The organism is Nostoc sp. CCY0012 (assembly GCF_963920855.1).
In the GTDB taxonomy this organism is placed as follows: Bacteria; Cyanobacteriota; Cyanobacteriia; order Cyanobacteriales; family Nostocaceae; genus Cyanocohniella.
In genome coordinates, this window is the sequence record NZ_CAWUDM010000028.1 from 43,389 (window position 1) to 67,633 (window position 24,245).

Below are 24,245 nucleotides of genomic sequence, written 5' to 3' on the forward strand. Positions count from 1 at the left end.
ATTTTAATAAACCACTTTCCCAACCAAGGAAAAAACAATGCCTGTAGAAATTCGACTCCCGCCCAACTTCCAGATACGTATTAACGAAAGTGAATATTTAGAACTACCCACTATTCAACTTATCGCCGCTGGTGATAATGTGCCTCACATAGCCAGAATTAATTGCATTGTCACTGGTACACCCGATGACTTAGCAATGCAAATAAAAAAAGCATATAAACCATTTGATTCAGTAACTCCAAAAATTTCGCAAATTGGGCAATTAGAACAATATCCTTGTAAATTAGAAACCCCTTTAACAGAACCAATTAATTGTACTCTAGAAGTAACCGTTGAGTATTTTGATTCTGATCCTTTAGGCGATCCACTGCTATCTGAACCTCGGCAAAGCGAAGCTTCCTGTTATTTGTGGTCACCTCTAGTTTATGATGAAAAAATTATCGATGTAGATGCTGTTAGCGCCGATTTTCAACTCAGTAATTATGTTTTGCAACAAGCAATTAAAAAACAGCAAAAACGATTTCCTGGATGGTTTGCTTTAGATTTTGGGACATCCAATTCTACAGTGACATTGTTTGACCCCATTGAAGTGCCAATTGCCGAAATTTTACCAAAAGAACAAGAAATTCGATTGCGCGATCGCCTGTCACAATGGTTGAGTTCTCCTGTTGATGAAGCATTACCTGATGTCAATCCCTATGAATGGGAAAAGTTTATTGCTGATATTAGTAAAAACTTGGAAGTTGAACCGAGTCGCTTGTGTGAAATTTTTGCGGGTGACCAAAAGGCAGGATTTTTGGAAGTCATTCGCCAAATCGAATTATGTTTAGGAAATAGCGATAAATTCCGCCGGGCGGTTAGTAAAAAACTTTATCAGATATATCATGAAGTTTTCCGTGTCCCTACCTTAGAATCGCAAAATTTAATTCCTGTAGTCTTAGATATTGACCGCCGGGATACAGAAATTCCCAGTGAGTTGGAAGTGGCTAGCTTACCCGATTTACGCTTACGCATGGGAAGAGAAGCTAGAGATAACAGAAAAAAAGCGATCGCCCAAGGTACAAGTAGTTCATTAAAGGAAATTATCAGCAGATTCCACCACTCACCTAAGCGTTATTTTGGGCAGGAAAGGTCTTTTCCGGTAATGATAGATGGTGAGGAAGAGTCAATTCATGTTAGTGAACTGATTCAAGCAGCCTGGGCCCATCTCATCGAGTTAACAGAAGACTACCGCCAACGCGCCAGACGCAAATTTTCTGAGGGCGAATTTCTCACAGCCGTGGTGACTTATCCCACCGTCGCCCCTCCTGTAGTGCGAAAGGAAGTGAGACAATTAGTTGAACAGTTGGGTATTGATGATGTCCAAACCGCCTACGATGAAGCTGTCTCGGTAGCTATCTTCTTTCTCTGGCGAGAATTTGGCGGTAATCTGAATATTGGCATTGAGTCATTTAAAACTCGTTGTCGCCAAGTAGGGAATAAATGGTCACAAAACGTTTTGGTTTTGGATATCGGCGGCGGAACTACTGACTTAGCGTTAATAGAATTAACTTTAGAAGATAAAACCCCATCTTTTGCAGAACATGAAGATAGAGGATTAGGTGGACGTTACTATAAACTCACCCCAAAACTATTAGGTTCATCGGGACATTTACAGTTGGGTGGTGAATTAATCACCCTGAGAATCTTCAGATTATTGAAAGTAGCGATCGCCGATTTTCTGCTCACAGCAGTAACTAACGGTGACCTCGATTGTGAAAAGTTAGAAGATTTAATTAGTGCTGAATTAAATGAACGTTTCCTCGAACAAGGAAAATTCAAAAACGGCAGCCTATTAAAATGTTTAGATAGAGAAAATCCCGAAGGTGACGCTGCTTATAAAGACGCCCTAGATACAGCCGAAAAAGTATTACCAACCCGCTGGCAACAAGCACCCCAAAGACTACAAACCTTTTATACATTGTGGGATTATGCCGAAGCTGCCAAACTGCAACTCGGACAAAAACCACCAGCAGATAATTCACTGTTAACCTTTACAGTTTCCGAACAACAGATTTTAGAATTACTGCATCAAAGTGTGATTAAATTCCAAGTTAGAGATCCAGATAGTATCAGTGTCACCTTAGATAGTCAGCAATTTGAACGTGCGGCATCTTCCGCCATTAAAGAAGGGATTGGCATTGCTAAAGGACTCATGGAAAGTCGCCTCAGCGCCCAAGATACAGATACTTGGAACACCCACAAAGTTGATTGGTTAATTCTTTCTGGTAAAACTTGTAATCTTGATTTAGTACAACGCCATATTTATCAAGAATTTAGTAACTCACCGTATTTCGTTTGGAATCCAGAACGTATTACCTTTGTTTTAGAATTTACCAAACTAGCCACCTCAGCCGGTGCTTGCTACGCCGAAAAACTGCGAAGACTCAGATTCGACCCCGAAGAATCCAAAGAATTACTCAGAAAAGGTGCAAATCAACTGGAAATAGACGTTAAAAACCTATTTTATTATTTGCCCTGCAACTTCAAACGCAAAACCCAAAGTAACGAACTCTTACCCATATTCAAAGCCGGACAAGAACTTTATCAAATCGCCCCCAGCGAAACAGCCGCCAAAGTGCGTACCGAATGGCAAGGGATACAATTAACCAACATAATTTACCGCCAAGATTACGAAGACGGAGACTTACGACTTTGGGGTAGCTTCGACGGCAAAAACCTGATGCAGAAACTAGGAATGCAAGAAGCCGAGTTTCTCAAAAAAATCAAAGTCCAATTTGAAATCGACCAAACCCTACAATTTAGCGTCCTGCTATGTCAAGGAACACCCCATTATTTAATTGACGTTCCCGGAATCGATGTCGGCGCAGCCTTAGCCGCAGCCTCGGAAACATCAGCGTTATTTGCCGATGGTAACTTGAAATGGAATATAGCCGTAGAAGGCCCCAAACAAAACTTAAATGATGGCGATATTGCCGTCAACGTCATTGAGTCAGCCACAGTTGATCAACCAAACGCCTATCACCTAGTCTTTGAAATCGACAAAGATAATAATCAATTGCTACGAGAATTTCATTATGTCCATGATGGCGCCGCCCATCCAGAATATGGTTTAGTTAGTAACTCCTTACCTCCCTTTCCCCATACCAGTCAGCACACCTTTTATATTTATCAAACAGATAGCACAACTAACACCAAAAAATGGATACGCATTGGCGCTTTAAGTAAACCCGATATCACCACAGATTATCCTTGCCAATATTGCGTCACCCTCGATAACCGAGGCATTTTGCGAATGCACGCCGGCGAAGTTCCCTACTGGACATCCACCAGTCAAGAATGTCTCAAACAAGAAGGATGCGTTTATCGCGCCGAACTAGAACTGCAACCAAATGAAGTCGATAAAGAACGCGATCCCTTTTGCGGCATACATTAAGACGGGAGTGGGGAGTAGGGAGTAGGGAGTGGGGAGTAGGGAGTGGGGGGAAGACTTTAAGTAGGACGGCGTAAATCATTAAAGTAGGACTTACGCACACTCTATGGATTCTTGGCGTTCTACAGCCCTTACGGGCATCGCTGCGCGCGGGCGTCTTGGCGGTTCCATAAATTAAGGTTTTTGGTGATTTTTGCGTAAGTCCTGTAAAGGTTTGTAGTGAGGACTTTAGTCCTCAAATAAGGGCTAAAGCCCTTACTACGAAATGAATTTTAATTATTTTACATTGCTTAATATAGTTTGATTTTTTTCACCGACTTACTTAGACTAGCTCCCTTATTTATCTTTCTCTACCTTTGCTCCTTTTGCGGTTAGTTAATTCTTAATCTTCATGCAGCATTTACACCAACTACTAGCAATAGAAAACTCAGAACTAGCCAAACTACTCAAATTTAGTCTACACGGACTAGAGGCTACCTTAAACCAGGCACGCACAGAATTACCACTAGATCCAGGGGCCGAAATATGCGCCGAACTACTGCAAGAAATTCATAACTTACTGCAACCAAAACCCGATGATATTCCCGAAACAATCACCCTACCTAGTGAACTAAAACTCATACATCTGCGCGATGCTTTTAATGCTGACACCGAACTCAAATTATATCTAGGAAACTCACCATTACAAAGCCAAACCGACGGCGAATTATGGAACGAAATTCACCGAAAATTGCTCCGCATACCAGAAAATTTGGCCATAACTTGGCGACAAAAAGCATTAGACTTAGCCCAAGAAATTGGGGCCACAGCAGATAATGTGCATTTAATTAAACTGCCTTTTAGTCGTGATGAAATTATCTACCCCGGATTAAATGGTACAGTCAAAGCCAAAGGCTTGTGCTTATCAGAAAAAGCCCTATTTAATTGTGGCATCGACCCCAATGCAGGCTCTCAAGAAGTGTACTTATTCGCTGGATTTGTCCACTTATTACGCAAACTGATAGACATAGACCCAGAATTACATCATGCCTTAAAAAGCGTCTTTAGCTTCGATGTGATCAACTTGCAATCCAAACCAGAACAGCGCACTCAATATATAGATACCTTAGGCGATCGCCTGCACCGCATCCAAAAAGTTGAGGAAAATCTTGACCCCTTATTAACCCTCAGGGCTGGCATTGACATAGATGAAGCCATACACTCATTAATATTTGTCCCCCCAGCCGAACGCTATTCTTGGTGGGGTAAGTTGCAACAAGAATCACGGCGCATCTTGAAAAAAATGGCACAAAAAGCCATTAGTGCAGGACATGACGTACGGATTCGTCAATTGTCAGGAATTTATGCCGATATCTGCCATTTATCCAAAGATGACCTCCAACTAGACTGCGGCGGTATTCCTGGGGAAGTTTTAACTTGTCTGCGGGTGTATACACGAATTAATCAACAAGAGTTTCCGGGAAGAGTCATATTTCGCTCATTAAAATAAGTAAATACATTTAAGTAATCAAAAATAATTTCTCAGTATACTGATCTGGCTGCAATTGTTTATATGACTTTATATAACACTTTTGCCATTTCCTCCCTAAAAGTTATTTGCTATGCCATGATGGGTGATGAGAGTTAGATCGGTTAACAGCATTTGTTTTTAGTATTGACAGCTTTTGCGTTTTTGGTATTTACAAATTTTTCTCCGAAATCTAAATCTCTACATATTTACAATTTCGGAGACAATCTATGTCAGTTTACGTAGGCAATCTTTCTTACGACGTTACAGAAGAGACACTTAATGCTGTGTTTGCAGAATATGGTTCTGTTAAGCGCGTTCAGCTACCTACCGACCGTGAAACAGGACGTTTACGCGGCTTTGGTTTCGTAGAAATGGGTACAGATGATGAAGAAACAGCTGCCATTGATGCCCTAAATGGTGCAGAGTGGATGGGTCGTGACCTTAAAGTCAATAAGGCTAAACCAAGAGAAGAAAGAGGTTCCTTTGGTGGTGGCGGTGGTGGTAACCGCGGTGGTGGATACGGTGGCTCACGCAACCGCTACTAAGCTTGATAAATTGAGCTGTTTGAGCTAATTTATTGATCTAGTAAATTCATTTTATTTTGCAGTGGCTCAGGCAAAAATGCTTGAGCCTTTTTGATATTTAGATTAATCAAAACTTACTTTTTTGGAGTTATCTATGACAGACTTATCCTTTCCTGTCGAACCTGCTGTCCTCATCACTATTATTTGTGAAACAGTACTCAAAGACCGGATTGTTAAATTATTAAAAACCTACGATGTCAGCGGTTATACCATTAGTCAAGTACAAGGTGAGGGAGGACATGGAAGACGCTTGTCAGATTTAGCTGGTTACAACACCAACATTGAAATTAAGATTATTGTTTCACTAGAATTATCTGATGCTATCTTTTTGTCAGTGAAAGAGGAGCAGGGGAATCACGCTTTAATTGCCTACCGCCACAATGTAGAAGCTTTCTTTTAATAGATAATTCTTGCTTGTTGGCACTAAAAATTAGCAGTATTTAGGGAAAAATCTGCTAAAAAGCTGATTAGCAAATTGAGGGTCGTTATGATAGTTTCATGACTTCAAGTTCGGACTCAAATTGATTCTCAAAAGTATCGCTCAGTTGCAAAACAAGGTGGGATTTTTGGTTCGCGCTCTAACGGTAAATAAATGTTCCGAAGACGCACTGGTACCCTGGCAAATTTTCATCTAAAATCTATTTATCCATTTGCAAATTTCTTGGGTTAACCATTTTTTTCTGTAAGAGTAATATGGTGAAAATCATAAAGACTATAAGTTTCTCGATCAATTTTATTTCTGATTTCGTTCAGATATTGATAAATAAGTAACTTGATATCATCTGAAAATTTTAATACATCTCCTACAAGAAAGTCTAATTTAATAATTAGGGAATGAACATTATATTTTAAACCAAGTATTTCCTGATACCATTGATAACCATATCTTTCATAGTAAGGTATTTCATTATGAAGATAAATATGTTTTTTATAGAGTCGCAGACGAGTACGTTTACAACAACTCCATAGTAAAAGTATCACAATCAACGCGATCGCAATAATTCTTGCCCTTGTAAATCCAGGCAAAATCTCGATTGGGAATTGCATTGTCAACCCTCCAATGATTCCCAAAGGTGCAGCACAAAAAATTATAATAATTTGTAAAAATCCTAAACCTTGAGCAGGAAAAATAATATCAAGATAATCAGCTTTTTGCTGCACAGTTATTTTGCTACCTTGGGGTTTACTAATTAGCTGGATTGGTGAATTAGTGGAAGTTTGTTTGGGGATAACTGGTCGCGGGGGAGGATTATCAAGCTTTTCCAGGGCTAATTGGGCAGTTTTGAATCTTTTAGTTTGACTAGGTTCACTCATCCATTCCAACCAATCAGCAAGGCTGGTAGCAATTTGACAATGGTTACGAAATTGAATCCGTAATTCCCGTTCAGGTAATTCACTCGGATGTAAACCCGTGACTAAAAAAATTATAGTTGCACCTAAACTGTACAAATCCGATGCGGGTGTAGTACGTCCACCAAATTGTTCTGGGGGCATATATCCATAAGTACCAACCACAGTGATGGTACTTCCTTCGGTAGCAGCGATATTTTGCACAGAACCAAAGTCTACCAGGAAAACATCTCCGACATGATGCGCTGAACGATTAGTAATGACGATATTACTGGGTTTAATATCACGATGAATAATTGGTGGGTCGCAACTGTGGAGATAAATTAAAATTGACAAGAGCGATCGCGCTAATTTTATCACTTCAGTTTCGCTAAATACTCGTCCTGCCCGTAACTGTATTTCTAAGGACTCTCCAGGTATATATTCTTGTACCAATGCAAATCCCTTTTCATCTTCTAGATCAAATTCAAATGAATCAAGATATTTGGGTATTTGCGGATGATTAAGTTGTTGTAGGGTTTGGGCTTCGCGTTCAAATAGCTTTAAATCTTGCCAATCAAAATCTAGCCCTAGATATAGAAGTTTAACTACAACTTGATTTTGTGTTTGGATATCTTCAGCTAAATAAGTTTTACGACTAGGTTTAGAGCCTAATTCTCTTAAAATTATATATTTTTGATTTAGTAAATTTTGCATCATTGTTTTTTAAAAAAGTTAGCTTTAATCTTGAGTATGATTGAAACAAGCCTGAATTTAACAGGTTTTATTTATTAGTGAGCAAGATGCTCAAATTACATTCACCACCATTTTTTTCTTGAAAGTCTACTATTGCTTTCTTGTTCGTACCAAAGTGCAAGACTTTTATTAATCTCACGCAAAGTCAAACCCCAAAAAATTGCTGGAAGTAGAGTAAATGGGGGACAAGGGGACAAGGGGATAGGGAGAAGAATTTAGGCTAATACCAAAATCTTTTGTTTTCATCACCCCATCACCCTTAATATAACTACTACAAAGCAGGCGTCACCAAAGTAAACACGGTAATCTCAGGTCTAGCAAATAACCGTATATGCATTCCCGTCATCCCCAAACCACGGTTAGTATACAACTGCATATCACCCACCTGATAACTTCCTAAATAATACTTTTTACCCCAAGGAGGCAAAATCGGCGGTTTCAAAATAGGTAAACGCACCTGGCCACCGTGAGAATGTCCTGATAATTGCAAATCAAACCGCCCAGTAGTCGCACTAGTCTTGGCAAAATCCGGTTCATGTGCCAATAATATCGCTGCACCTTGTTGAGGTAACTGCTTTAATACCAAATCTAAACGGGCTTTACCCATACCCACATCATCTACACCCGCAATGTTGAACAACGCTTGGCCGCGTTTCAAGGTGTAAACTTCATTACCAAGGTGGATTATCCCGTTTTGTTCCAGAACCTCGATAATTGCCTCTACGTTGTTTTCATGGTCATGATTACCTAATGTTGCTACAGTGGCATCTTTAGGGGTTAATCCACTCAAAGTAGAACCCAAAGAAAGAATTAACTGCGGCGAATGGCGAGTAATTAAATCACCTGTAATTGCTACCAAGTCTGGTGATTGCTGATTGACTAATCGCACAACACGCCGTAAACGCTGGGGATTCATCCATCTATCTCGGTGAATATCGCTAATTTGGACAATGCGATAACCGTTAAATTCCGCAGCCAAATGAGGTAAAGTTAATTGCAAAGAATTGATCTCAATCCAATTGGGTTCAATCAACTTGGCGTATAATAAAGTGCAACAGCCTAACAGCAAGCACCATCTGAAACATCGAAAAGCTAAACGACTGGCTTTTTTTAGCCACTTACGATTGATCAAGGCACAAACTCCTTCGACGTGACTGCCAGGTTCTCCGTTATGCTATTTCTTTAAATTTGGCAGTAAATCAGTATGGGGGCGGAAAAATTAAATAAAGAATTAAAGTCGCTAAAATAGAGAGACATGATATACTGTGTCTCTCACTCACCCTGGTTTTATGGGACTGCCAATTGTTGCTATTATCGGACGCCCGAATGTGGGCAAATCAACCCTGGTTAATCGCCTCGCCGGGGAACAAACGGCGATTGTCCACGATGAACCGGGTGTAACGCGCGATCGCACTTACATGCCAGCTTACTGGTGTGATCGGGAATTTCTCGTGGTCGATACAGGTGGCTTAGTATTTGACGACGATACCGAATTTTTGCCCCTGATTCGCCAACAAGCCTTAACGGCACTCAAAGAAGCCAGCGCTGCTATTTTTGTTGTCGATGGTCAAACAGGCCCCAATGCGGCTGATCAAGAAATTGCCACATGGTTACGCCAACAGTCTGTTCCCGTCTTACTGGCGGTGAATAAATGTGAATCTCCCGAACAAGGTGCAATTCAATCTTCTGAATTTTGGGTATTGGGATTAGGTGAACCTTTCCCCATCTCCGCCATTCATGGTAGTGGTACTGGGGAATTACTCGACGAGTTAATTAATCACATCCCCATCGTCACAGAAGTACCGGAAACTAACGAAATTAAAGTTGCCATTATCGGCCGCCCCAATGTTGGTAAATCCAGTCTATTAAATGCTTTCGTTGGCGAAGAGAGGGCAATTGTCAGCCCAATTTCTGGCACTACCCGTGATGCCATTGATACCGTTATAGAACGAAATGAGCAAATTTACCGCTTAATTGACACCGCCGGTATTCGTAGAAAGAAACAAATAGACTACGGTACAGAATTTTTTAGCATTAACCGTGCCTTCAAAGCTATTCGCCGTGCCGATGTGGTGTTATTGGTTATAGATGCCCTAGATGGCGTTACCGACCAAGACCAAAAATTAGCCGGGCGGATTATCGATGAAGGTCGAGCTTGTATTATCGTCGTCAATAAGTGGGATGCTGTCGAGAAAGACTCTTACACCATCTACGACTACGAAAAAACTTTAGAATCCCGGTTACACTTTACCGAATGGGCAGAAACTATCTTTGTCAGTGCCTCCACCGGTAAACGGGTAGAAAAGATTTTAGAATTGGTGAATCAAGCTGCTGAGTCACATAAACGCCGTGTCAGCACATCTGTAGTCAACGAAGTCCTCACAGACGCAGTGAGTTGGCATTCACCGCCAGCGTCGCGGGGTGGTCGTCAGGGCAAAATTTATTATGGTACTCAAGTAGGTATCCAACCACCAACCATCGCCTTATTTGTTAACGAAGCCAAACGCTTCAATGATAACTACCGCCGCTACATTGAAAGGCAATTCCGCCAACAATTAGGATTTAAAGGCACACCTATGCGTTTACTCTGGCGCAGTAAAAAAGTCAGAGATATGGAAGTTGGTAGTGTAAATAGAGCGACTCGCGTTAAATAAACAATAGTCATATACTGATGATGCAGATCCCCGACTTTTTCAAGAAGTTGGGGATTTTGGTATTTGGCACTCTTGAGAAATTTTCTTGTTTCCTATTCCCTTGTAATAATTACTACTTGCCAATATCTTCATTCCAAAGTTCAGGATTGGTTTCAATAAATTCACTCATCATTTGTTCGCATTCATCCAGATTTAGATCAATTACTTGCACTCCGTGGGATACCATAAATTCTTTAGCACCGGGAAAAGTTCTCGATTCTCCGGCGATGACTTTTTTAATGCCAAATTGCACTACTGCCCCAGCGCACAAATAGCACGGCATTAAGGTTGAATATAATGTTGTACCTCTATAGCTACCAACTCTCCCAGCATTGCGGAGACAATCTATTTCCGCATGGGTGACAGGATCATCGTCTTGTACACGCTTGTTGTGTCCTTTCCCGATGATTTTGCCATCCTTGACAAGAATAGAACCGATGGGAATGCCACCTTCTTTTCTACCTTGTTTTGCTTGGGCGATCGCAGCTTTCATAAATTCATCCATTTGTTAATTCTCCTAATAGTGGCTTTTACCTTCTTATCTTTAACCCGAACTCAGGTTATACTAAAAAGCCTAGCTTGTCATCTGACAATCATATTTGTTATTTATACTGACTCAGCAAATTGCCTGAGAAAATATTACTTGAAATCAGCCATGCAAAGCAGATCTCGACAAGAACTACAAGAGTTAGTACGAGAACAGTTGCAAGTACTACTAGAACAGGAAAACTTTCAAGGTGCTAAAGCTTTGTTAGTTCCTGTCAAGTTTGCGGATATTGCCGAAGCAATTGAAGGTTTGCCAGAGGCTATGCAAGCGATCGCTTTTCGGTTGCTGTCTAAAGAAGAAGCAATTGAAGTCTTTGAATACCTCAATCCAAGTGTGCAACAGACACTACTTGAAGATTTTAAGCGTCAGGATGTGCAAGATATCGTTGATCGCATGTCACCTGATGATCGCGCTCGCCTGTTTGATGAACTACCCGCCAAAGTTGTCCGGCGACTATTACAACAACTCAGTCCTGCGGAACGGGATGCAACTGCCCTGCTTTTAGGCTACACACCTAATACGGCTGGGCGAATTATGACTCCTGAGTATTTGTCGCTCAAAGAAAATGTCACGGTAGCACAAGCACTAGAACAGATTCGTTCTCTGGCTAACTTGAGAGAAACTATCTACTATATGTATGTTACTGATGATGCTAGTCGCTTAACTGGAATTTTATCGCTCCGCGATTTAATTGTGGCTCAACCAAACCAAACTATTGGTAGCATCATGACCTGTGAAGTGGTATTTGTGAATACTGGTACTGACCAAGAAGAAGTTGCTCGGACAATTCAGCACTACGATTTTGTGGCAATTCCTGTGGTAGATACAGAACAACGTCTAGTGGGCATTGTCACAGTGGATGATGTCCTTGATATTTTAGAGCAAGAAACCACTGAAGACATCTATACTTTGGGTGGGCTTGAATCTGGTGGAGATAATTATTTTCAAACTAACTTATTTACCGTTGCCCGTAAGCGTGTCGTGTGGTTGCTGATTTTATTGGTTACTAATAGTGCTACGGCTGCGGTGATTACTAATCAAGAGGATATTTTAGAAAAAGTAGTTGCTTTAACTGCCTTTATACCTTTGTTGATTGATACAGGCGGAAATGTGGGAGCGCAGTCTTCAACCGTCGTGGTTAGAGGCTTAAATACAGAAGAAGTCCGCCCTAAAGAGGCTTTAAGCATCGTGAAACGAGAAGCGATCGCAGGCATCTTGTTAGGAACAATGTTAGGTATTGTAGTAGTTGTGTGGGCATTCTTCTTACAAGGAAATTGGTTAGTGGCGATCGCTGTTGGTATTAGTCTTTTTTCTATATGCATCTTAGCCTCAGTATCCGGTTCCGCCTTACCATTTCTGTTTCGCTCTTTAGGCTTAGATCCCGCTTTAATGTCGGCTCCGTTTATTACCACTGCTGTTGATGTGTTAGGAGTTTTGATTTATCTGAATGTAGCAAGATGGATTTTAAGTTTTTCATAAAACTGACTAATTTTAAAAAATCCCTCTTACAAAACTTTACATCGTGATAAATTTTGCGCGTATCTTGTCTTTACCCCGTTTAAATTAATATCAATAATAGAAGTCAAGCAAAATCAGGAACCTGTTCATTTTACGCCTACGCTACTTTATATGAATTAACAAAAGGTAAACGGATAACGCTTGCAGTTAGAGGAGTACGTTGGCTTGATACAAATGTGGCGATTATAACTTACTTATTATCCGAGCTAAATACCCTTAAAAGTGAAATAAAAACCCTCTATTTAGATAGAGAGTTTTTTAGTGTTCCTGTTATCAGATGGCTACAAGCATTGGATATTCCCTTTATAATGCCAGCGATTAGGAGGGGTAAAAGAAGAGGTATTAATAGTTAAGCAAAAAATGTATCTTTGATTACAAAATCTTAGCGTTTGCTCTTTTGAAAAAAAACTTTGCGATTTACTGAATATGTCAAAACAACTTGTATTCATGGATCATGATGGCGGTGTAGATGATTATTTAGCAACTATGCTGCTGTTGACGATGGATCATATAGAACTTCTTGGTGTCGTCGTCACCCCAGCCGACTGCTACATTCAACCAGCCGTCAGTGCGACACGTAAAATTATCGATTTGATGGGATTTTCTCACATCTCGGTGGCAGAAAGCACTGTGCGCGGAATTAATCCTTTTCCCCGTCTTTATCGTCGTGATTCTTTTATTGTTGACCATTTGCCAATTCTCAATCAAAGGGAAATCATTAACACACCTTTGGTAGCAGAATCAGGTCAAGATTTCATGATCAAAGTTTTACGCGCAGCACCACAACCAGTCACACTCATGGTAACTGGGCCATTAACAACGGTAGCAGCAGCCCTAGATCAAGCACCAGATATCGAAGCAAAGATAGAAAAAATAGTCTGGATGGGAGGGGCGTTGAATGTCCCTGGTAATGTGGAAAAAAGTTTAGAAGCCGGACAAGACGGTTCCGCAGAATGGAACGTTTATTGGGATGCAATTTCCGCAGCGCGAGTTTGGCAAACCCAAATTGAAATTATTATGTGTCCTTTGGATTTAACTAACAATGTGCCAGTGACATCAGAGTTAGTGCAAAAAATGGGAAAACAACGCCACTATCCCGTCTCTGATTTAGCCGGACAATGTTATGCCCTAGTGATTCCCCAAGATTATTATTTCTGGGATGTTTTGGCAACTGCATACTTAGGACACCCAGAATTTTATCAACTCCGCGAATGGGAAACAGAAATTATCACCACAGGCCTGAGTCAAGGAAGAACTAAGGTAGTGTCTGGTGGGCGCAAAATTTACGCAATGGATAAAGTAGATAAAAATGCTTTTTATGATTACATCTTAAAGCAATGGGCGCGTTAATTTTTTTATTTTGGTGTGAGATTTTTCTTAAAAAGAAAGCTGAGTAGATTCTTGTTATTTTTTGATTACAAATACTTATTTATGGAGTCTGAGTTATTTATTCTGTCAACTTTTTCAACTTATAAGCGGTTTCTTCAGGTTTTCCATCAGACGGAAAAACTAAAATACTCTTGATGTCTGGGTTATTAATTAATTCTTTTAAACGATTGAATTGTTGATCACTAATTGCAATACCCGCAGAATCTTTAACATACTTTAATTCCTCTTGAAAATTTGCGTCATTATAAACTTGAATAAATACTCTATCAGCATTCCAGTTTGGCCAATCAGCGGCAAAATATCTTTTAGCCCAATAAGGATTATGATGGCAAATATCAAAACTAACTTTTGGGTTAGCCTGTTTAATTGCACCGACCATTTGTTGGACAAATTTTGTTAAATTAGCAGTACGGTCTACTTTTCCTGGGAACGATATTTACGAACCCGTTGCCGAATCGTTTCTTCGTTAGCATTATTAGTAATATAATAACGACTAAAATAAATACCTCTAATTACTTTTTTGTCCCAAAGATTTTGAGCTAATGGTGCTTTGGTATCAGGGGTTTTTAGCTGTGGCGCTGGTTTTTGATTGACATCGGGATTTATCGTCTTTAACGGAGTAGGAATAGGAATAGGAGGAGTAGAAGGAGTAAAAGTAGTAGAAGGAGTAGAAGTAGGAGTTATATCAGGAGATGGAGTTGGATTTAAAATCGGTGTAGCTATTTGTTGATGCTGTGCTAAAAGGTTAGTAAACAGATTAGTCATCATATCTCGACTACTTTTCTGACTAAACCACCACCCACCAAATCCTAAAAACAGCATAATTACTGAAAGAGGAATATTCGCGCATCCACACCCATTTGGCTTTTTTTTCTGTTGCGACATAGTAATATGGTGTTTGGTTGTCAATGTTGTTATAACATCAAAGACAACCAACACTAATACGAATGTGCTTTCTAAAACATAGGAAGTAGGGAACAAGGGTACGTAATTTGCCCAATGACCAATGATTAATGATTAATGATTACGGATAAAGACCTCTATCAGCTAAAGCCTGGGCAACTCTACCTACACCCAGAGTATAGGCTGCTAATCGTAGAGGAATTTGTCTGATCTGCGATTGCTCAATCACCTTGTGATAAGCTTGCACCATTAAATGTTCCATTTCCCGATTGACACGCTCCTCATCCCAAAATAGATAAGAAAGACCCTGCACCCATTCCAAATAACTCACAACCACACCGCCAGCATTAGCCAAAATATCTGGTAATACTGTCACGCCATGCGATTCGAGGTATTGATTAGCTTCTAAAGTAATAGGCCCATTAGCTGCTTCTGCGATAATTTGTGCCTGTACTTGACTCACGTTATCCTTAGTGATTTGATTTTCCAAAGCTGCTGGTATCAAGACATCGCAAGGCAAAGTTAGTAAGTCTGCATTACTAATAGGTTCTGCTTGGGAAAAACCCACAACACTTTTACGATTTGTCGTAGCGTAGGCTTTCAATGCGGGAATATCAAGACCATCGGCGGCAAAAATACCTCCTGCACCTGTGGAGACAGCGATAATTTTAGCCCCTAATTCATATAACAATTGGGCGGCTGCACCTCCTACATTGCCGAAACCTTGGATAACTACTCGCATCCCCTCTACAGATTTACCTTGATCTTTCAGTGCTTCACGGACAACAATCATGACACCGCGTCCGGTGGCCATTTCTCGCCCTAGAGAACCACCCACAGAAATCGGTTTACCTGTGACAACTCCGGGGACAGCATGACCAACGTTGACAGAATAAGTATCCATCATCCAAGCCATTTCACGGGCAGAAGTACCCATGTCTGGTGCGGGAATATCTACGGAAGGGCCAATGTCTTTAATTAATTCACTAGTATAGCGGCGGGTAATTCTTTCTAGTTCGCCGATACTATAACTTTTCGGGTCTATGGCTATGCCTCCCTTAGCACCGCCGTAAGGTATACCTAATAAGGCACACTTCCAAGTCATCAGCATGGCCAAAGCCGATACTTCCCGCAATGACACAGCCGGATGGTAACGAATGCCTCCTTTATAGGGGCCTAAGATATCAGAATGCTGTACCCGATGACCAGCCAAAACCTGAACTTCCCCATTATCTAGTTTTACAGGAATGGAAACCGTTACCACTTTGCGGGGATGACTGAGAATTTCCAAGACACCTGAATCTAGCTTTAATTCTTTACCAGCCGCATCTAAGTAACTACACGCTTGATCAAACGGGCAAATATGCGCTGGAGTAGCAGCTTCCAGCGGTCGCAGAGGTGTTGCAACCATAAAATTTTTCTCCTAATCGCGGTATCTTCGCGCACCGGATATGTATATGCCTAATACGCTTAGCTTATCTCGGTTTTCTTAAAAAGGTAGATTTTTGTAGTTTTTGTTACATTTTTATTTTACCTTAGTCTTTTGAGGATTTCATTGCTGGCGATATGTCCGCCGCGAGTGTAAAAGAGCAACCCCAAAGGCTTTGCGATTGCGTCGCTTTGCTCGCAATGACAACTGTTTAATCAGACATGATATTTAAGAGCGATCGCATCGGGTATTAGGATCATTAAAGAATTAAGATTTGTATCGTTACTAATTTTATGAAAACCCAAAATACAGTGACAGCTAATCAACAAGAGCTACCTCTACCCCCTGGTAAATTCGGCTTACCTTTGATTGGCGAAACCATCAGCTTTTTACGTGATTCAGAATTTGCTGATAAGCGACAGAAGCAATACGGTTCCATCGTCAAAACCCATTTATTCGGACAACCGACTGTGATAATGATTGGGGCTGATGCTAATCGTTTTTTATTAACTAATGAAAATCAATACTTTTTGAACACTTGGCCTGAGAGTACAAGAATTTTACTAGGGCCAGCATCTGTAGCAACACAATCAGGAGGTATACACCAAAAGCGACGGAAGTTACTTGCCCAAGCTTTTCAACCAAGGGCGCTAGCTGGGTATGTGCCTAAAATGGAAGAGATTACCCGCAGCTATCTACACAAATGGCAAAACATGGGTACTTTGACATGGTATCCCGAAATCAGAAAATATACCTTTGATGTGGCTTGCAAATTACTCATAGGAACAGATGCAGCCTCTGATAGCCTTTTTAGTGAGTTGTTTGAGGAGTGGTGTCAAGGTTTATTTAGTATTCCCATGAATTTACCCTGGACTAAATTTGGTCGGGCGCTACGTTGTCGTCAGCAGCTATTGGCAAAAATTGAAGAAATTATATTGCAACGTCAACAGCAACCTGACTCCGATGAAGATGCTTTGGGACTACTTCTACAAGCCCAAGACGAAGATGGAAATCGCCTCAGCTTGGCAGAACTTAAAGACCAAGTGCTGTTGTTACTGTTTGCTGGACATGAAACATTAACTTCCGCGATCGCTTCTTTTTGTTTACAGTTAGCACAGCATCCCGAAGTATTAGCCAAAGTTTGTGCAGAACAACAACAACTGGCTATTGAGGAACCATTGACACCAGAACATCTCAAGCAGATGGAATATCTAGACCTAGTACTCAAAGAAGTTTTACGAACTATACCTCCCGTGGGTGGAGGTTTTCGGCGGGTTATTCAGTCATGTGAGTTTAATGGCTATCGTATTCCCGAAGGTTGGTCTGTTCTTTATCAGATAGGCAAAACACATCAAGATAGCAGTACATATACTAAACCAGAAAGCTTTGACCCCCAGCGCTTCGCACCAGAACGGGCTGAGGACAAACAAAAGCCCTTTAGTTATCTACCCTTTGGTGGGGGAGTGCGAGAATGTCTAGGCAAGGAGTTTGCTAAGTTGGAAATGAAGCTATTTGCAGCACTTTTAATCCGTGAATCTCACTGGGAACTAGTACCCGAACAAAACTTGGATTTAATCATGGTACCCACGCCCCATCCTCACGATGGTTTACAGGTCAAATTTTTAACGCCAAGGGGCGCAAAGTCATAGAAAATAATGAGTGAGGGAGACGAGGGGTATAGGTTCATTCTTTTCCCCACTCCCTGCTCCCTACTCCCTACTCCCTACTCCCTACTCCCTACTCCCTACTCCCTACTCCCTACTATACAAACACCTCATTAGTGAAGTTTCCATGCAAACCATAGGGGATATGATGTTTGAGATGTAGTTTAGCAACTGCACCTTTATTAAAATCACTAGCATCCAATATCACTACGTCTGAACGATTATGTGCTGCATCATACACCAAGACTAACACCCAGCCATCATCTTCTTTGTCTGCATCTGGACGGGGGACAAAAATCGGCTCACCGATAAAACCGCGGGGTGCAGCACTCCAAAGTTGTCTTTCTCCAGATTTTAAATTGAGTTTCAATATTGCTTGTAAGGGGGCATTACCTGTTTCCCCATGAGCCGCACCTATGTATAAATACTTGTAATCTCTGCCAACATATGCTGGGTTGATACTGGGAAATTCACAACATTGGCTTTCTATCATCTTTTGTTGCACTGTCTCATTTTCCAGGTTGAGACTAAATCGCCACAATTGACCAGGTAAATTGGCCTCAAAATTAACTTGCCGAAAATCGCTTTCAGGCTCGACTTCTGGTAAAGATTCATAACAAATTGAATCAATGACAATTTCATTTCCCACCTCAAAAGCATTTGCATGGTGGAAGACAAAGCCAGATTGAGCTTCTAAAATTTTGACCTTTGTTGGCCCAACTTGAGGGTTACGCGGAATAACTATAATCTGAGTTGGTTTATGAGGCTGAAACTGAATACATTCCCCGGCTGCGCGTATTCCCAAAGCTAAAGGTATGGGGTTAAAGGTGACAGGATTTTGAAAGAAGATACAGTAATTGGGAGTAATGACAAAATCATGAATGAAACAGAAGCCCGAAACGCTATGAGCCTGCTTTCTGACAATCTCTCCTGCTAAATTTAATTCAAAAAGCGTAATTGTAGTGGATAACCCTGGTTTAATTGAGAAATTAACTAAGCAAGGTGCGCCGCCGTCTTGGTTGCAACTAGGGTCAAATCTGGGATGGGCGCTGAAAGCATCACCGGGTGCTAAAACACCATTGAAATATTCTCGGCCTAAGGTTTCTAGGGTGTAAGGGTCTAGATGATGGGGTTCGGTTGCTTCCCATAGTGCCAAGAGTTTACCACCCCAATAAATTACATTGGTGTTGGCAATATCTTTAATTTTGAAGTCAAAAATATTAGCTAACCAACCACCAGATTTTTGAGTACCAAAGACACCCCGATACAATATTTTTCCGGCTTTTTGTTCGGCTACATAGCCTTCAGTGCGAACAAAACGGTTGCGGAAATGGGCGCGGCCATTCACAAAGCTGATGCGGCTAATCATCCCATCGCCATCAAAGGGATGATGAATGCGTTGTCCATTTATATCCAGCAAACCAGGGCCGTTGCGAAACAAAGTCCCTTGTAATTCTGGGGGAATTTGCCCTTCTATATCATCAATCCAATAATCGAACTCTTGATTAAGCGATTGATATCCGCCTTGCCAATCTTCACGGGTGTAAGATTTTTGGGAAGTTACGCTGTGTTCTATTTTTAAATTCTGCATCTTATTTGGTTTTAACTCATTCAAAAAAAATTATTGTTGTCTTTGTGGCTTAACTACGTCTGAGTCTATTTCTCTCAGCATGAGTTCGGACATTAATTCAGGTACAAATGCTTGTTCTTGATTATTAGCCAATGCAGGTTGTAATGTTAATGTCTCAGATTGTGGATCGTTAGCAGGTAGCCAGTTAATGAATGGCAGTGGTAATAATGTGCTGAGGTTGGTAATAATTACCAGTAACCAAAGTGATTCAAAGTTTGTTTCCGTGATGCCCAGCCAATGCATAATCATGGCGCCAAATTCATAGGAAACCATGCCGGCTAAGTTAGACACCGACATTAATACAGCAAATAATGTGGCTTCTACTCCTGGAGGACACAATCTCGCTGCGAGTACCAAAACTGGCATATAAGCAATTTGCCCCATGACTGTCAGGATGAGACTGTCACCCAAACTAAACCAGTGATCATCTATACCCAAGGCCCGATTGGTGTGAGTTACCAGCAGCAGCATTGTCATTCCCAAAGCGGCTGATAGAACTGTACTCCAACCAAAAATCAAGCGAAAGGAAACGCTTTTGAGAAAACGTTGAAAAATCCAAATACCGATTAATGAAGCGCCGCTGGTAACTAGCCGTACCCTACCTAAAAATTCTGGTTGAAAGTGTAGTTCGTTAGTGCTGAAAAAGAAAAAAGCGGCATCGGCGGTTGGGGTGGCTAGCCAAACAAATACAAATGCTGTGGGTAGCCAAATTGCTTTTTGGGTAATGGCTTGGCGTAGTTGCTTCAGTTGATGCTTGGTGCTGAGGGAATTATTACTATCTGGGGAATCTTTGCTGATGGGGGTTTCGGCAATTAACCACGCCACTGCTGAGACAATTAGAGGAAATGAAGCGGTAATCCAAAATACAGTGCGGGTGGTGAAATGTTCGAGGAGCATTCCGCTAAAGTAGGCTGTAAGTAAGCCCCCAAATGCGGAAGCACCCCAACACAAAGATTGTAATGAACCAGCATCAGCTTGAGATTCTACTCTGGCGCGTTCCACAACTAGAGAGTCAACTATGACATCGCTGACAGCAACAGAAAGGGAACCGAGTGCGATCGCCAGGGTAGCTGCCCAGCTAGTATGAACTATGGTTGCCAAACTCACCCAAGAAATTGCTCCCAGTAATCCAGATAGCACCAAATATGGCCGGCGGCGATAACCGAATATGGGTAAGCCGTCAGAAATAAAGCCAAATACAGGCTTGATAATCCAAGGTAATGCCACTATTCCAAATAGCGCTGACACTTGAGCCGGACTCAGCAGTAATTCATCTTTGAGAAAAAAGCTCACAGCTAGACGTGCCAGCCCTAAAATTCCTTGGACAAAGTAAACAGTAAGAATTGCCATCAACTCGGCGCTGGGTTCATGACCGAAGAAGATTTTACTTTTTATGGAGTCTTTGACCTTGGACAAGCCAGTAGAGTCTATCTGCATTTGATAAATATTTTTTAAGTTTTATCTACTTTTCTATCATATCGATTTCTCATAATTTGAGTGTTCCACGAGGCTACCCCTCTGGTAACAAATACAAGAAATACCCATAACTCCATACCTTTATATCAGCTGTATTCACATATAACTTCCCTTAACCTCATTCCCCATTCTCTCTGCCCCATTTCCATTTCTCTGGTTCCAGAAAGTAATAAGCTGTCCCAATTCCTGTAGATTAGTCAAGTAAATGAATATTTTAGAATTTCCCCAATTCCCAGCTTTCATAGATCATGCACATAAACTGGCAAACTGCCAAAACCTACGAAGACATTCTGTATCACAAAATTGATGGTATTGCTAAAATCACCATTAACCGTCCCCACAAACGTAATGCTTTCCGTCCCAAAACTGTATTTGAGCTGTATGATGCTTTCTGCGATGCTCGTGAAGATACCACTATCGGCGTAGTACTGTTTACTGGTGCTGGGCCTCATACCGATGGTAAATATGCTTTTTGTGCTGGTGGTGATCAATCTGTACGTGGACAAGCTGGTTATGTAGACGAAGCTGGTATTCCCCGCTTGAACGTATTAGATTTACAACGCCTGATTCGTTCCATGCCAAAAGTCGTGATTGCTTTGGTTGCTGGTTATGCTATCGGTGGCGGACATGTCCTGCACTTGCTTTGTGACCTCACCATTGCTGCTGATAATGCTATTTTTGGACAAACTGGCCCCAAAGTCGGCAGCTTTGATGGTGGTTTTGGCGCTAGTTATCTCGCGCGGGTTGTGGGACAAAAAAAGGCCCGAGAAATTTGGTTTCTTTGCCGCCAATATGATGCACAACAAGCTCTAGATATGGGTTTAGTAAATTGTGTCGTCCCCATAGAACAACTAGAAGTTGAAGGTATGCAATGGGCGCAAGAAATTTTAGAAAAAAGTCCGATTGCGATTCGGTGTCTGAAAGCCGCATTCAACGCCGATTGTGACGGACAAGCTGGTTTACAAGAACTTGCTGGCAATGCTACTTTACTGTATTACATGACAGAAGAGGGTTCTGAAGGCAAACAAGCCTTTTTAGAAAAGCGCCCACCAAATTTTCGTACCTTTCCGTGGCTCCCCTAAAATTGCAAAAATCGCACCTTGTTCACGGTGCGATTTTTTAGGCATTTCAAAGATCACAGCGTCAGAAATTTTAAAGTCAAATCTTAATATAAAATACAGATTGAGTCTAGTTGTGGATATCTAAATTCGCACTGCCCTAGTATTCGCTTCTTGGGAAGTAATATTAACTATTTCTTCTACAGGGATAAGAGTTTCCTTTTCTACATCTAAAGCGGGTTGATGAGAAGAACCTACAACTCTTGTTGCATCTGGTAAAATCCAAGCATCTTCTAAAGTTTCCCAAGAAGGTGCAAAAGGTGGAAGCGCTAAAGAACAAGCTTTCCAATTGGCTTGTACTGGTGATCCCAACTGTTGACACATCCCGCCACGGCGACCTTCAGGCTGGTAATGACGACAATATCTACAGGCAGATGTCAAGAATTTAATAGGTTTCATTTGGGTTCATCTTTAATGCAGTTTAGGGCGTGATTTGCATCCTTATATTTTGCTCCTAGATATAAATACGGAATATAGCTACAAAGTCATTGTTTGCCTTACTTTCAGCGATCCCCACGATAAAATAAACTTTAGGATGTTTTTAGATTCTTGTTATATTTGTAAATGATCACTGTAGTAGATACCCGCTAAGTTTGGTCTAAAAATGGCTGGGGATCAATAATAAAGGGAAGGATTTGGATTTAATGTAAATCTAAAATGAATTACTAAGATATTCTTAAATTATATCTTTTGAGACACATAGTTGTGCTTTATCTAGGATTGCTGGCACCATCGGGCATCAAATTTATTTACTTTTATACAAACAAGCTGCCCTAATTTTTCACGGTATCTGGAAAACCTCTCTCTAAATCTCTCTGCTGCGAGGAGGAGCCACTGCATTGCGCGGGTTCCCAAGGCACTCCGTTGGGTGGCTTTGCCGACTTAAAGGAAGTGCTGCCGCGTTATAGCAAGTGGCGTTAGAGACTTTGAATCCCTGGTGTATGAACTATTTTCTAGTTATTGAAAGCATCTTTAATGTTATCAACGGCACTTTCAACAATGTTTTTAGTATTGTCTACTGCCTTTTGAGTCCGTGCTGCATCTTCTTCTGCTCTTTGCTCAATTCGAGCCGTATCTCTGTTTGCTTTGCGCTCTACAAAACTCCCATTGTCATCAGTTGCGCGATCAATTTTATTGGCATTTTTGTTTGCTGTTTCCTTAACTTTATCTGCGCTGTCTCGAATAAAGTTCTTGGCTCGCCCAGCATCTTCACTGGCTTTGTCTTGAATTTTATCCCCTACATCTCTTGATGCGATTAAGTTTGCAGCAGGATTAGCCATTGCTACATTATTCGATAAAAATGCCCCCTGCCAAACAAAGGCGATCGCGGATACACAAAACACAGTTGTAGCTATCCAACGTCCTAGAGTCGAAAGCCGTTTCGTAAAATAATTCAGTTTCATAGGATACAAACTTTTGGAATTTAGTATACTATTTCTACTTCATTTGAATCGTTGTTCAAATCGTTCTCTAGACGGAGGTTTTACGGTCATCAGTTGTTAGAATAATTAACTCTTTCGTTCGATAGTTAAAAGCATAAATATCGTGTATGTAGTCGGGTGCATGGTTGCAATAGCGCATCTCATATTAACCTGAGTTCGATGAACCTTTCCCCAACCCCTAGAACGCAGACTTTTCTAATTGGGGAATTAACGCACTCAAAGCTTGACCACGATGGCTAATTGACCCTTTTAACTCTCGCGGCATCTCTGCAAAGGTCAATTGCTTTTCAGGAACGTAGAATATGGGATCGTAGCCGAAACCACCTGTGCCACGGGGTGTATGGAGAATTTCCCCGCGACAAACACCTGCTGATTCTAAGGCAATTGTGCCATCAGGACGAGCGATCGCCACGGCGCAGACAAATTGTGCTTGGCGATTTACTTGGTCACCCAATTCTCTTAATAGCCTAGCAATGCGTTCTGAGTCACTATTACCATAACGTGCCGAATATACCCCTGGTGCGCCATTCAGGGCATCTACTTGTAACCCAGAGTCATCGGCGATAGCCCATTGTCCTGTAGCTTGAGCAACTTGGGAAGCTTTGAGACAAGCATTGGCTGCAAAGGTGTCGCCTGTTTCTTCAATTTCTAATTCTTCAGGTTTAAGGGTTAATTGCCACCCAGTATTTGCTAGATAAGCTTGCAGTTCCAGCAGTTTACCGGGATTTCCTGTTGCTACTACAAGTGTTTTGGTCATAATTTTTATTTTATTGATAGTTGGGTACTGGAAGGAGACAAGGGGGCAAGGGGATAAGGGGGCAAGG

General features: G+C 41.2%; 20 protein-coding genes. 9 read left to right on the forward strand and 11 right to left on the reverse strand.

The features are described 5' to 3' along the window. The first annotated feature begins 37 nt into the window (after positions 1 to 37). The 4 genes from ACM0OS_RS10465 to ACM0OS_RS10480 all read left to right on the forward strand — a co-directional run bounded on the left by ACM0OS_RS10465 (position 38) and on the right by ACM0OS_RS10480 (position 5,927). Positions 38 to 3,436, forward strand: a complete 3,399-nt coding sequence (locus ACM0OS_RS10465; RefSeq protein ID WP_414543121.1) for a molecular chaperone — start codon at positions 38 to 40, stop codon at positions 3,434 to 3,436. Positions 3,437 to 3,824: 388 nt separating this feature from the next. After that, a complete protein-coding gene (locus ACM0OS_RS10470; protein ID WP_414543122.1) occupies positions 3,825 to 4,922 on the forward strand; it encodes a hypothetical protein in 1,098 nt (365 codons plus the stop codon). Positions 4,923 to 5,170: 248 nt separating this feature from the next. Next, positions 5,171 to 5,488 carry an RNA recognition motif domain-containing protein gene (locus ACM0OS_RS10475; protein WP_414543123.1) on the forward strand — a complete coding sequence of 106 codons (318 nt, stop codon included), beginning with the start codon at positions 5,171 to 5,173 and terminating at the stop codon, positions 5,486 to 5,488. A gap of 133 nt (positions 5,489 to 5,621) precedes the next feature. Next, a complete protein-coding gene (locus ACM0OS_RS10480) occupies positions 5,622 to 5,927 on the forward strand; it encodes a P-II family nitrogen regulator (protein ID WP_414543124.1) in 306 nt (101 codons plus the stop codon). Positions 5,928 to 6,193: 266 nt separating this feature from the next. On the opposite strand, the gene ACM0OS_RS10485 is transcribed toward ACM0OS_RS10480, so the two are convergent. Then, positions 6,194 to 7,576, reverse strand: coding sequence for a serine/threonine protein kinase (locus tag ACM0OS_RS10485; RefSeq protein ID WP_414543125.1), 1,383 nt, complete (start codon positions 7,574 to 7,576; stop codon positions 6,194 to 6,196). Positions 7,577 to 7,883: 307 nt separating this feature from the next. Continuing rightward, the gene (locus tag ACM0OS_RS10490) at positions 7,884 to 8,744 is read right to left on the reverse strand and encodes a metallophosphoesterase (RefSeq protein WP_414543126.1); all 861 of its coding nucleotides are present in this window, start codon (positions 8,742 to 8,744) and stop codon (positions 7,884 to 7,886) included. A gap of 157 nt (positions 8,745 to 8,901) precedes the next feature. Here ACM0OS_RS10490 and der point away from each other — a divergent pair, with 157 nt between their 5' ends. Continuing rightward, a complete protein-coding gene (gene der, locus ACM0OS_RS10495; RefSeq protein ID WP_414543140.1) occupies positions 8,902 to 10,266 on the forward strand; it encodes a ribosome biogenesis GTPase Der in 1,365 nt (454 codons plus the stop codon). Between the two features lie 112 nt (positions 10,267 to 10,378). Here der and ACM0OS_RS10500 read toward each other — a convergent pair whose 3' ends face one another. After that, complete coding sequence (locus ACM0OS_RS10500) at positions 10,379 to 10,810, reverse strand: nucleoside deaminase (protein ID WP_414543127.1); 432 nt, start codon at positions 10,808 to 10,810, stop codon at positions 10,379 to 10,381. Between the two features lie 150 nt (positions 10,811 to 10,960). On the opposite strand from ACM0OS_RS10500, the gene mgtE reads away from it, so the two are divergent. Continuing rightward, on the forward strand, positions 10,961 to 12,331 hold the full coding sequence (gene mgtE, locus ACM0OS_RS10505) for a magnesium transporter (RefSeq protein WP_414543128.1): 1,371 nt from the start codon (positions 10,961 to 10,963) through the stop codon (positions 12,329 to 12,331). A gap of 465 nt (positions 12,332 to 12,796) precedes the next feature. Beyond that, positions 12,797 to 13,720, forward strand: a complete 924-nt coding sequence (locus ACM0OS_RS10510) for a nucleoside hydrolase (protein ID WP_414543129.1) — start codon at positions 12,797 to 12,799, stop codon at positions 13,718 to 13,720. A 97-nt stretch (positions 13,721 to 13,817) separates the two neighbouring features. Here ACM0OS_RS10510 and ACM0OS_RS10515 read toward each other — a convergent pair whose 3' ends face one another. From ACM0OS_RS10515 to ACM0OS_RS10525, 3 genes are all read right to left on the reverse strand, one after another. Further along, positions 13,818 to 14,138: a hypothetical protein gene (locus ACM0OS_RS10515; protein WP_414543130.1), complete on the reverse strand. Its 321-nt coding sequence runs from the start codon at positions 14,136 to 14,138 to the stop codon at positions 13,818 to 13,820. A 35-nt stretch (positions 14,139 to 14,173) separates the two neighbouring features. Then, positions 14,174 to 14,644, reverse strand: coding sequence for a hypothetical protein (locus ACM0OS_RS10520; protein WP_414543131.1), 471 nt, complete (start codon positions 14,642 to 14,644; stop codon positions 14,174 to 14,176). Between the two features lie 139 nt (positions 14,645 to 14,783). Beyond that, positions 14,784 to 16,073, reverse strand: a complete 1,290-nt coding sequence (locus ACM0OS_RS10525; protein ID WP_414543132.1) for a Glu/Leu/Phe/Val family dehydrogenase — start codon at positions 16,071 to 16,073, stop codon at positions 14,784 to 14,786. Between the two features lie 311 nt (positions 16,074 to 16,384). Between ACM0OS_RS10525 and ACM0OS_RS10530 the strand changes: the two genes are divergently transcribed. After that, positions 16,385 to 17,740 carry a cytochrome P450 gene (locus ACM0OS_RS10530; RefSeq protein ID WP_414543133.1) on the forward strand — a complete coding sequence of 452 codons (1,356 nt, stop codon included), beginning with the start codon at positions 16,385 to 16,387 and terminating at the stop codon, positions 17,738 to 17,740. A gap of 112 nt (positions 17,741 to 17,852) precedes the next feature. Here the strand turns inward: ACM0OS_RS10530 and ACM0OS_RS10535 are convergent, their stop codons facing one another. Next, positions 17,853 to 19,346, reverse strand: coding sequence for a carotenoid oxygenase family protein (locus tag ACM0OS_RS10535; protein ID WP_414543134.1), 1,494 nt, complete (start codon positions 19,344 to 19,346; stop codon positions 17,853 to 17,855). Between the two features lie 30 nt (positions 19,347 to 19,376). Next, positions 19,377 to 20,822 carry a folate/biopterin family MFS transporter gene (locus ACM0OS_RS10540; RefSeq protein ID WP_414543135.1) on the reverse strand — a complete coding sequence of 482 codons (1,446 nt, stop codon included), beginning with the start codon at positions 20,820 to 20,822 and terminating at the stop codon, positions 19,377 to 19,379. A 287-nt stretch (positions 20,823 to 21,109) separates the two neighbouring features. Here ACM0OS_RS10540 and menB point away from each other — a divergent pair, with 287 nt between their 5' ends. Continuing rightward, on the forward strand, positions 21,110 to 21,943 hold the full coding sequence (gene menB, locus ACM0OS_RS10545; protein ID WP_414543136.1) for a 1,4-dihydroxy-2-naphthoyl-CoA synthase: 834 nt from the start codon (positions 21,110 to 21,112) through the stop codon (positions 21,941 to 21,943). A 120-nt stretch (positions 21,944 to 22,063) separates the two neighbouring features. Here the strand turns inward: menB and ACM0OS_RS10550 are convergent, their stop codons facing one another. The 3 genes from ACM0OS_RS10550 to rdgB form a co-directional block, all read right to left on the reverse strand. Continuing rightward, positions 22,064 to 22,378, reverse strand: a complete 315-nt coding sequence (locus tag ACM0OS_RS10550; RefSeq protein WP_414543137.1) for a hypothetical protein — start codon at positions 22,376 to 22,378, stop codon at positions 22,064 to 22,066. A 554-nt stretch (positions 22,379 to 22,932) separates the two neighbouring features. Next, the gene (locus tag ACM0OS_RS10555; protein ID WP_414543138.1) at positions 22,933 to 23,382 is read right to left on the reverse strand and encodes a hypothetical protein; all 450 of its coding nucleotides are present in this window, start codon (positions 23,380 to 23,382) and stop codon (positions 22,933 to 22,935) included. 217 nt (positions 23,383 to 23,599) lie between these two features. Then, a complete protein-coding gene (gene rdgB, locus ACM0OS_RS10560) occupies positions 23,600 to 24,178 on the reverse strand; it encodes an RdgB/HAM1 family non-canonical purine NTP pyrophosphatase (RefSeq protein ID WP_414543139.1) in 579 nt (192 codons plus the stop codon). Positions 24,179 to 24,245: the final 67 nt, after the last annotated feature.

Coding starts and splice junctions, on each gene's coding strand:
- ACM0OS_RS10515 (WP_414543130.1), bottom strand. CDS start 14,138: ATGGTCGGTGCAATTAAACAGGCTAACCCAAAAGTTAGTTTTGATATT.
- der (WP_414543140.1), top strand. CDS start 8,902: ATGGGACTGCCAATTGTTGCTATTATCGGACGCCCGAATGTGGGCAAA.
- ACM0OS_RS10535 (WP_414543134.1), bottom strand. CDS start 19,346: ATGCAGAATTTAAAAATAGAACACAGCGTAACTTCCCAAAAATCTTAC.
- mgtE (WP_414543128.1), top strand. CDS start 10,961: ATGCAAAGCAGATCTCGACAAGAACTACAAGAGTTAGTACGAGAACAG.
- ACM0OS_RS10550 (WP_414543137.1), bottom strand. CDS start 22,378: ATGAAACCTATTAAATTCTTGACATCTGCCTGTAGATATTGTCGTCAT.
- ACM0OS_RS10525 (WP_414543132.1), bottom strand. CDS start 16,073: ATGGTTGCAACACCTCTGCGACCGCTGGAAGCTGCTACTCCAGCGCAT.
- ACM0OS_RS10465 (WP_414543121.1), top strand. CDS start 38: ATGCCTGTAGAAATTCGACTCCCGCCCAACTTCCAGATACGTATTAAC.
- ACM0OS_RS10500 (WP_414543127.1), bottom strand. CDS start 10,810: ATGGATGAATTTATGAAAGCTGCGATCGCCCAAGCAAAACAAGGTAGA.
- ACM0OS_RS10530 (WP_414543133.1), top strand. CDS start 16,385: ATGAAAACCCAAAATACAGTGACAGCTAATCAACAAGAGCTACCTCTA.
- menB (WP_414543136.1), top strand. CDS start 21,110: ATGCACATAAACTGGCAAACTGCCAAAACCTACGAAGACATTCTGTAT.
- ACM0OS_RS10510 (WP_414543129.1), top strand. CDS start 12,797: ATGTCAAAACAACTTGTATTCATGGATCATGATGGCGGTGTAGATGAT.
- ACM0OS_RS10555 (WP_414543138.1), bottom strand. CDS start 23,382: ATGAAACTGAATTATTTTACGAAACGGCTTTCGACTCTAGGACGTTGG.
- ACM0OS_RS10540 (WP_414543135.1), bottom strand. CDS start 20,822: ATGCAGATAGACTCTACTGGCTTGTCCAAGGTCAAAGACTCCATAAAA.
- ACM0OS_RS10470 (WP_414543122.1), top strand. CDS start 3,825: ATGCAGCATTTACACCAACTACTAGCAATAGAAAACTCAGAACTAGCC.
- rdgB (WP_414543139.1), bottom strand. CDS start 24,178: ATGACCAAAACACTTGTAGTAGCAACAGGAAATCCCGGTAAACTGCTG.
- ACM0OS_RS10485 (WP_414543125.1), bottom strand. CDS start 7,576: ATGATGCAAAATTTACTAAATCAAAAATATATAATTTTAAGAGAATTA.
- ACM0OS_RS10480 (WP_414543124.1), top strand. CDS start 5,622: ATGACAGACTTATCCTTTCCTGTCGAACCTGCTGTCCTCATCACTATT.
- ACM0OS_RS10475 (WP_414543123.1), top strand. CDS start 5,171: ATGTCAGTTTACGTAGGCAATCTTTCTTACGACGTTACAGAAGAGACA.
- ACM0OS_RS10520 (WP_414543131.1), bottom strand. CDS start 14,644: ATGTCGCAACAGAAAAAAAAGCCAAATGGGTGTGGATGCGCGAATATT.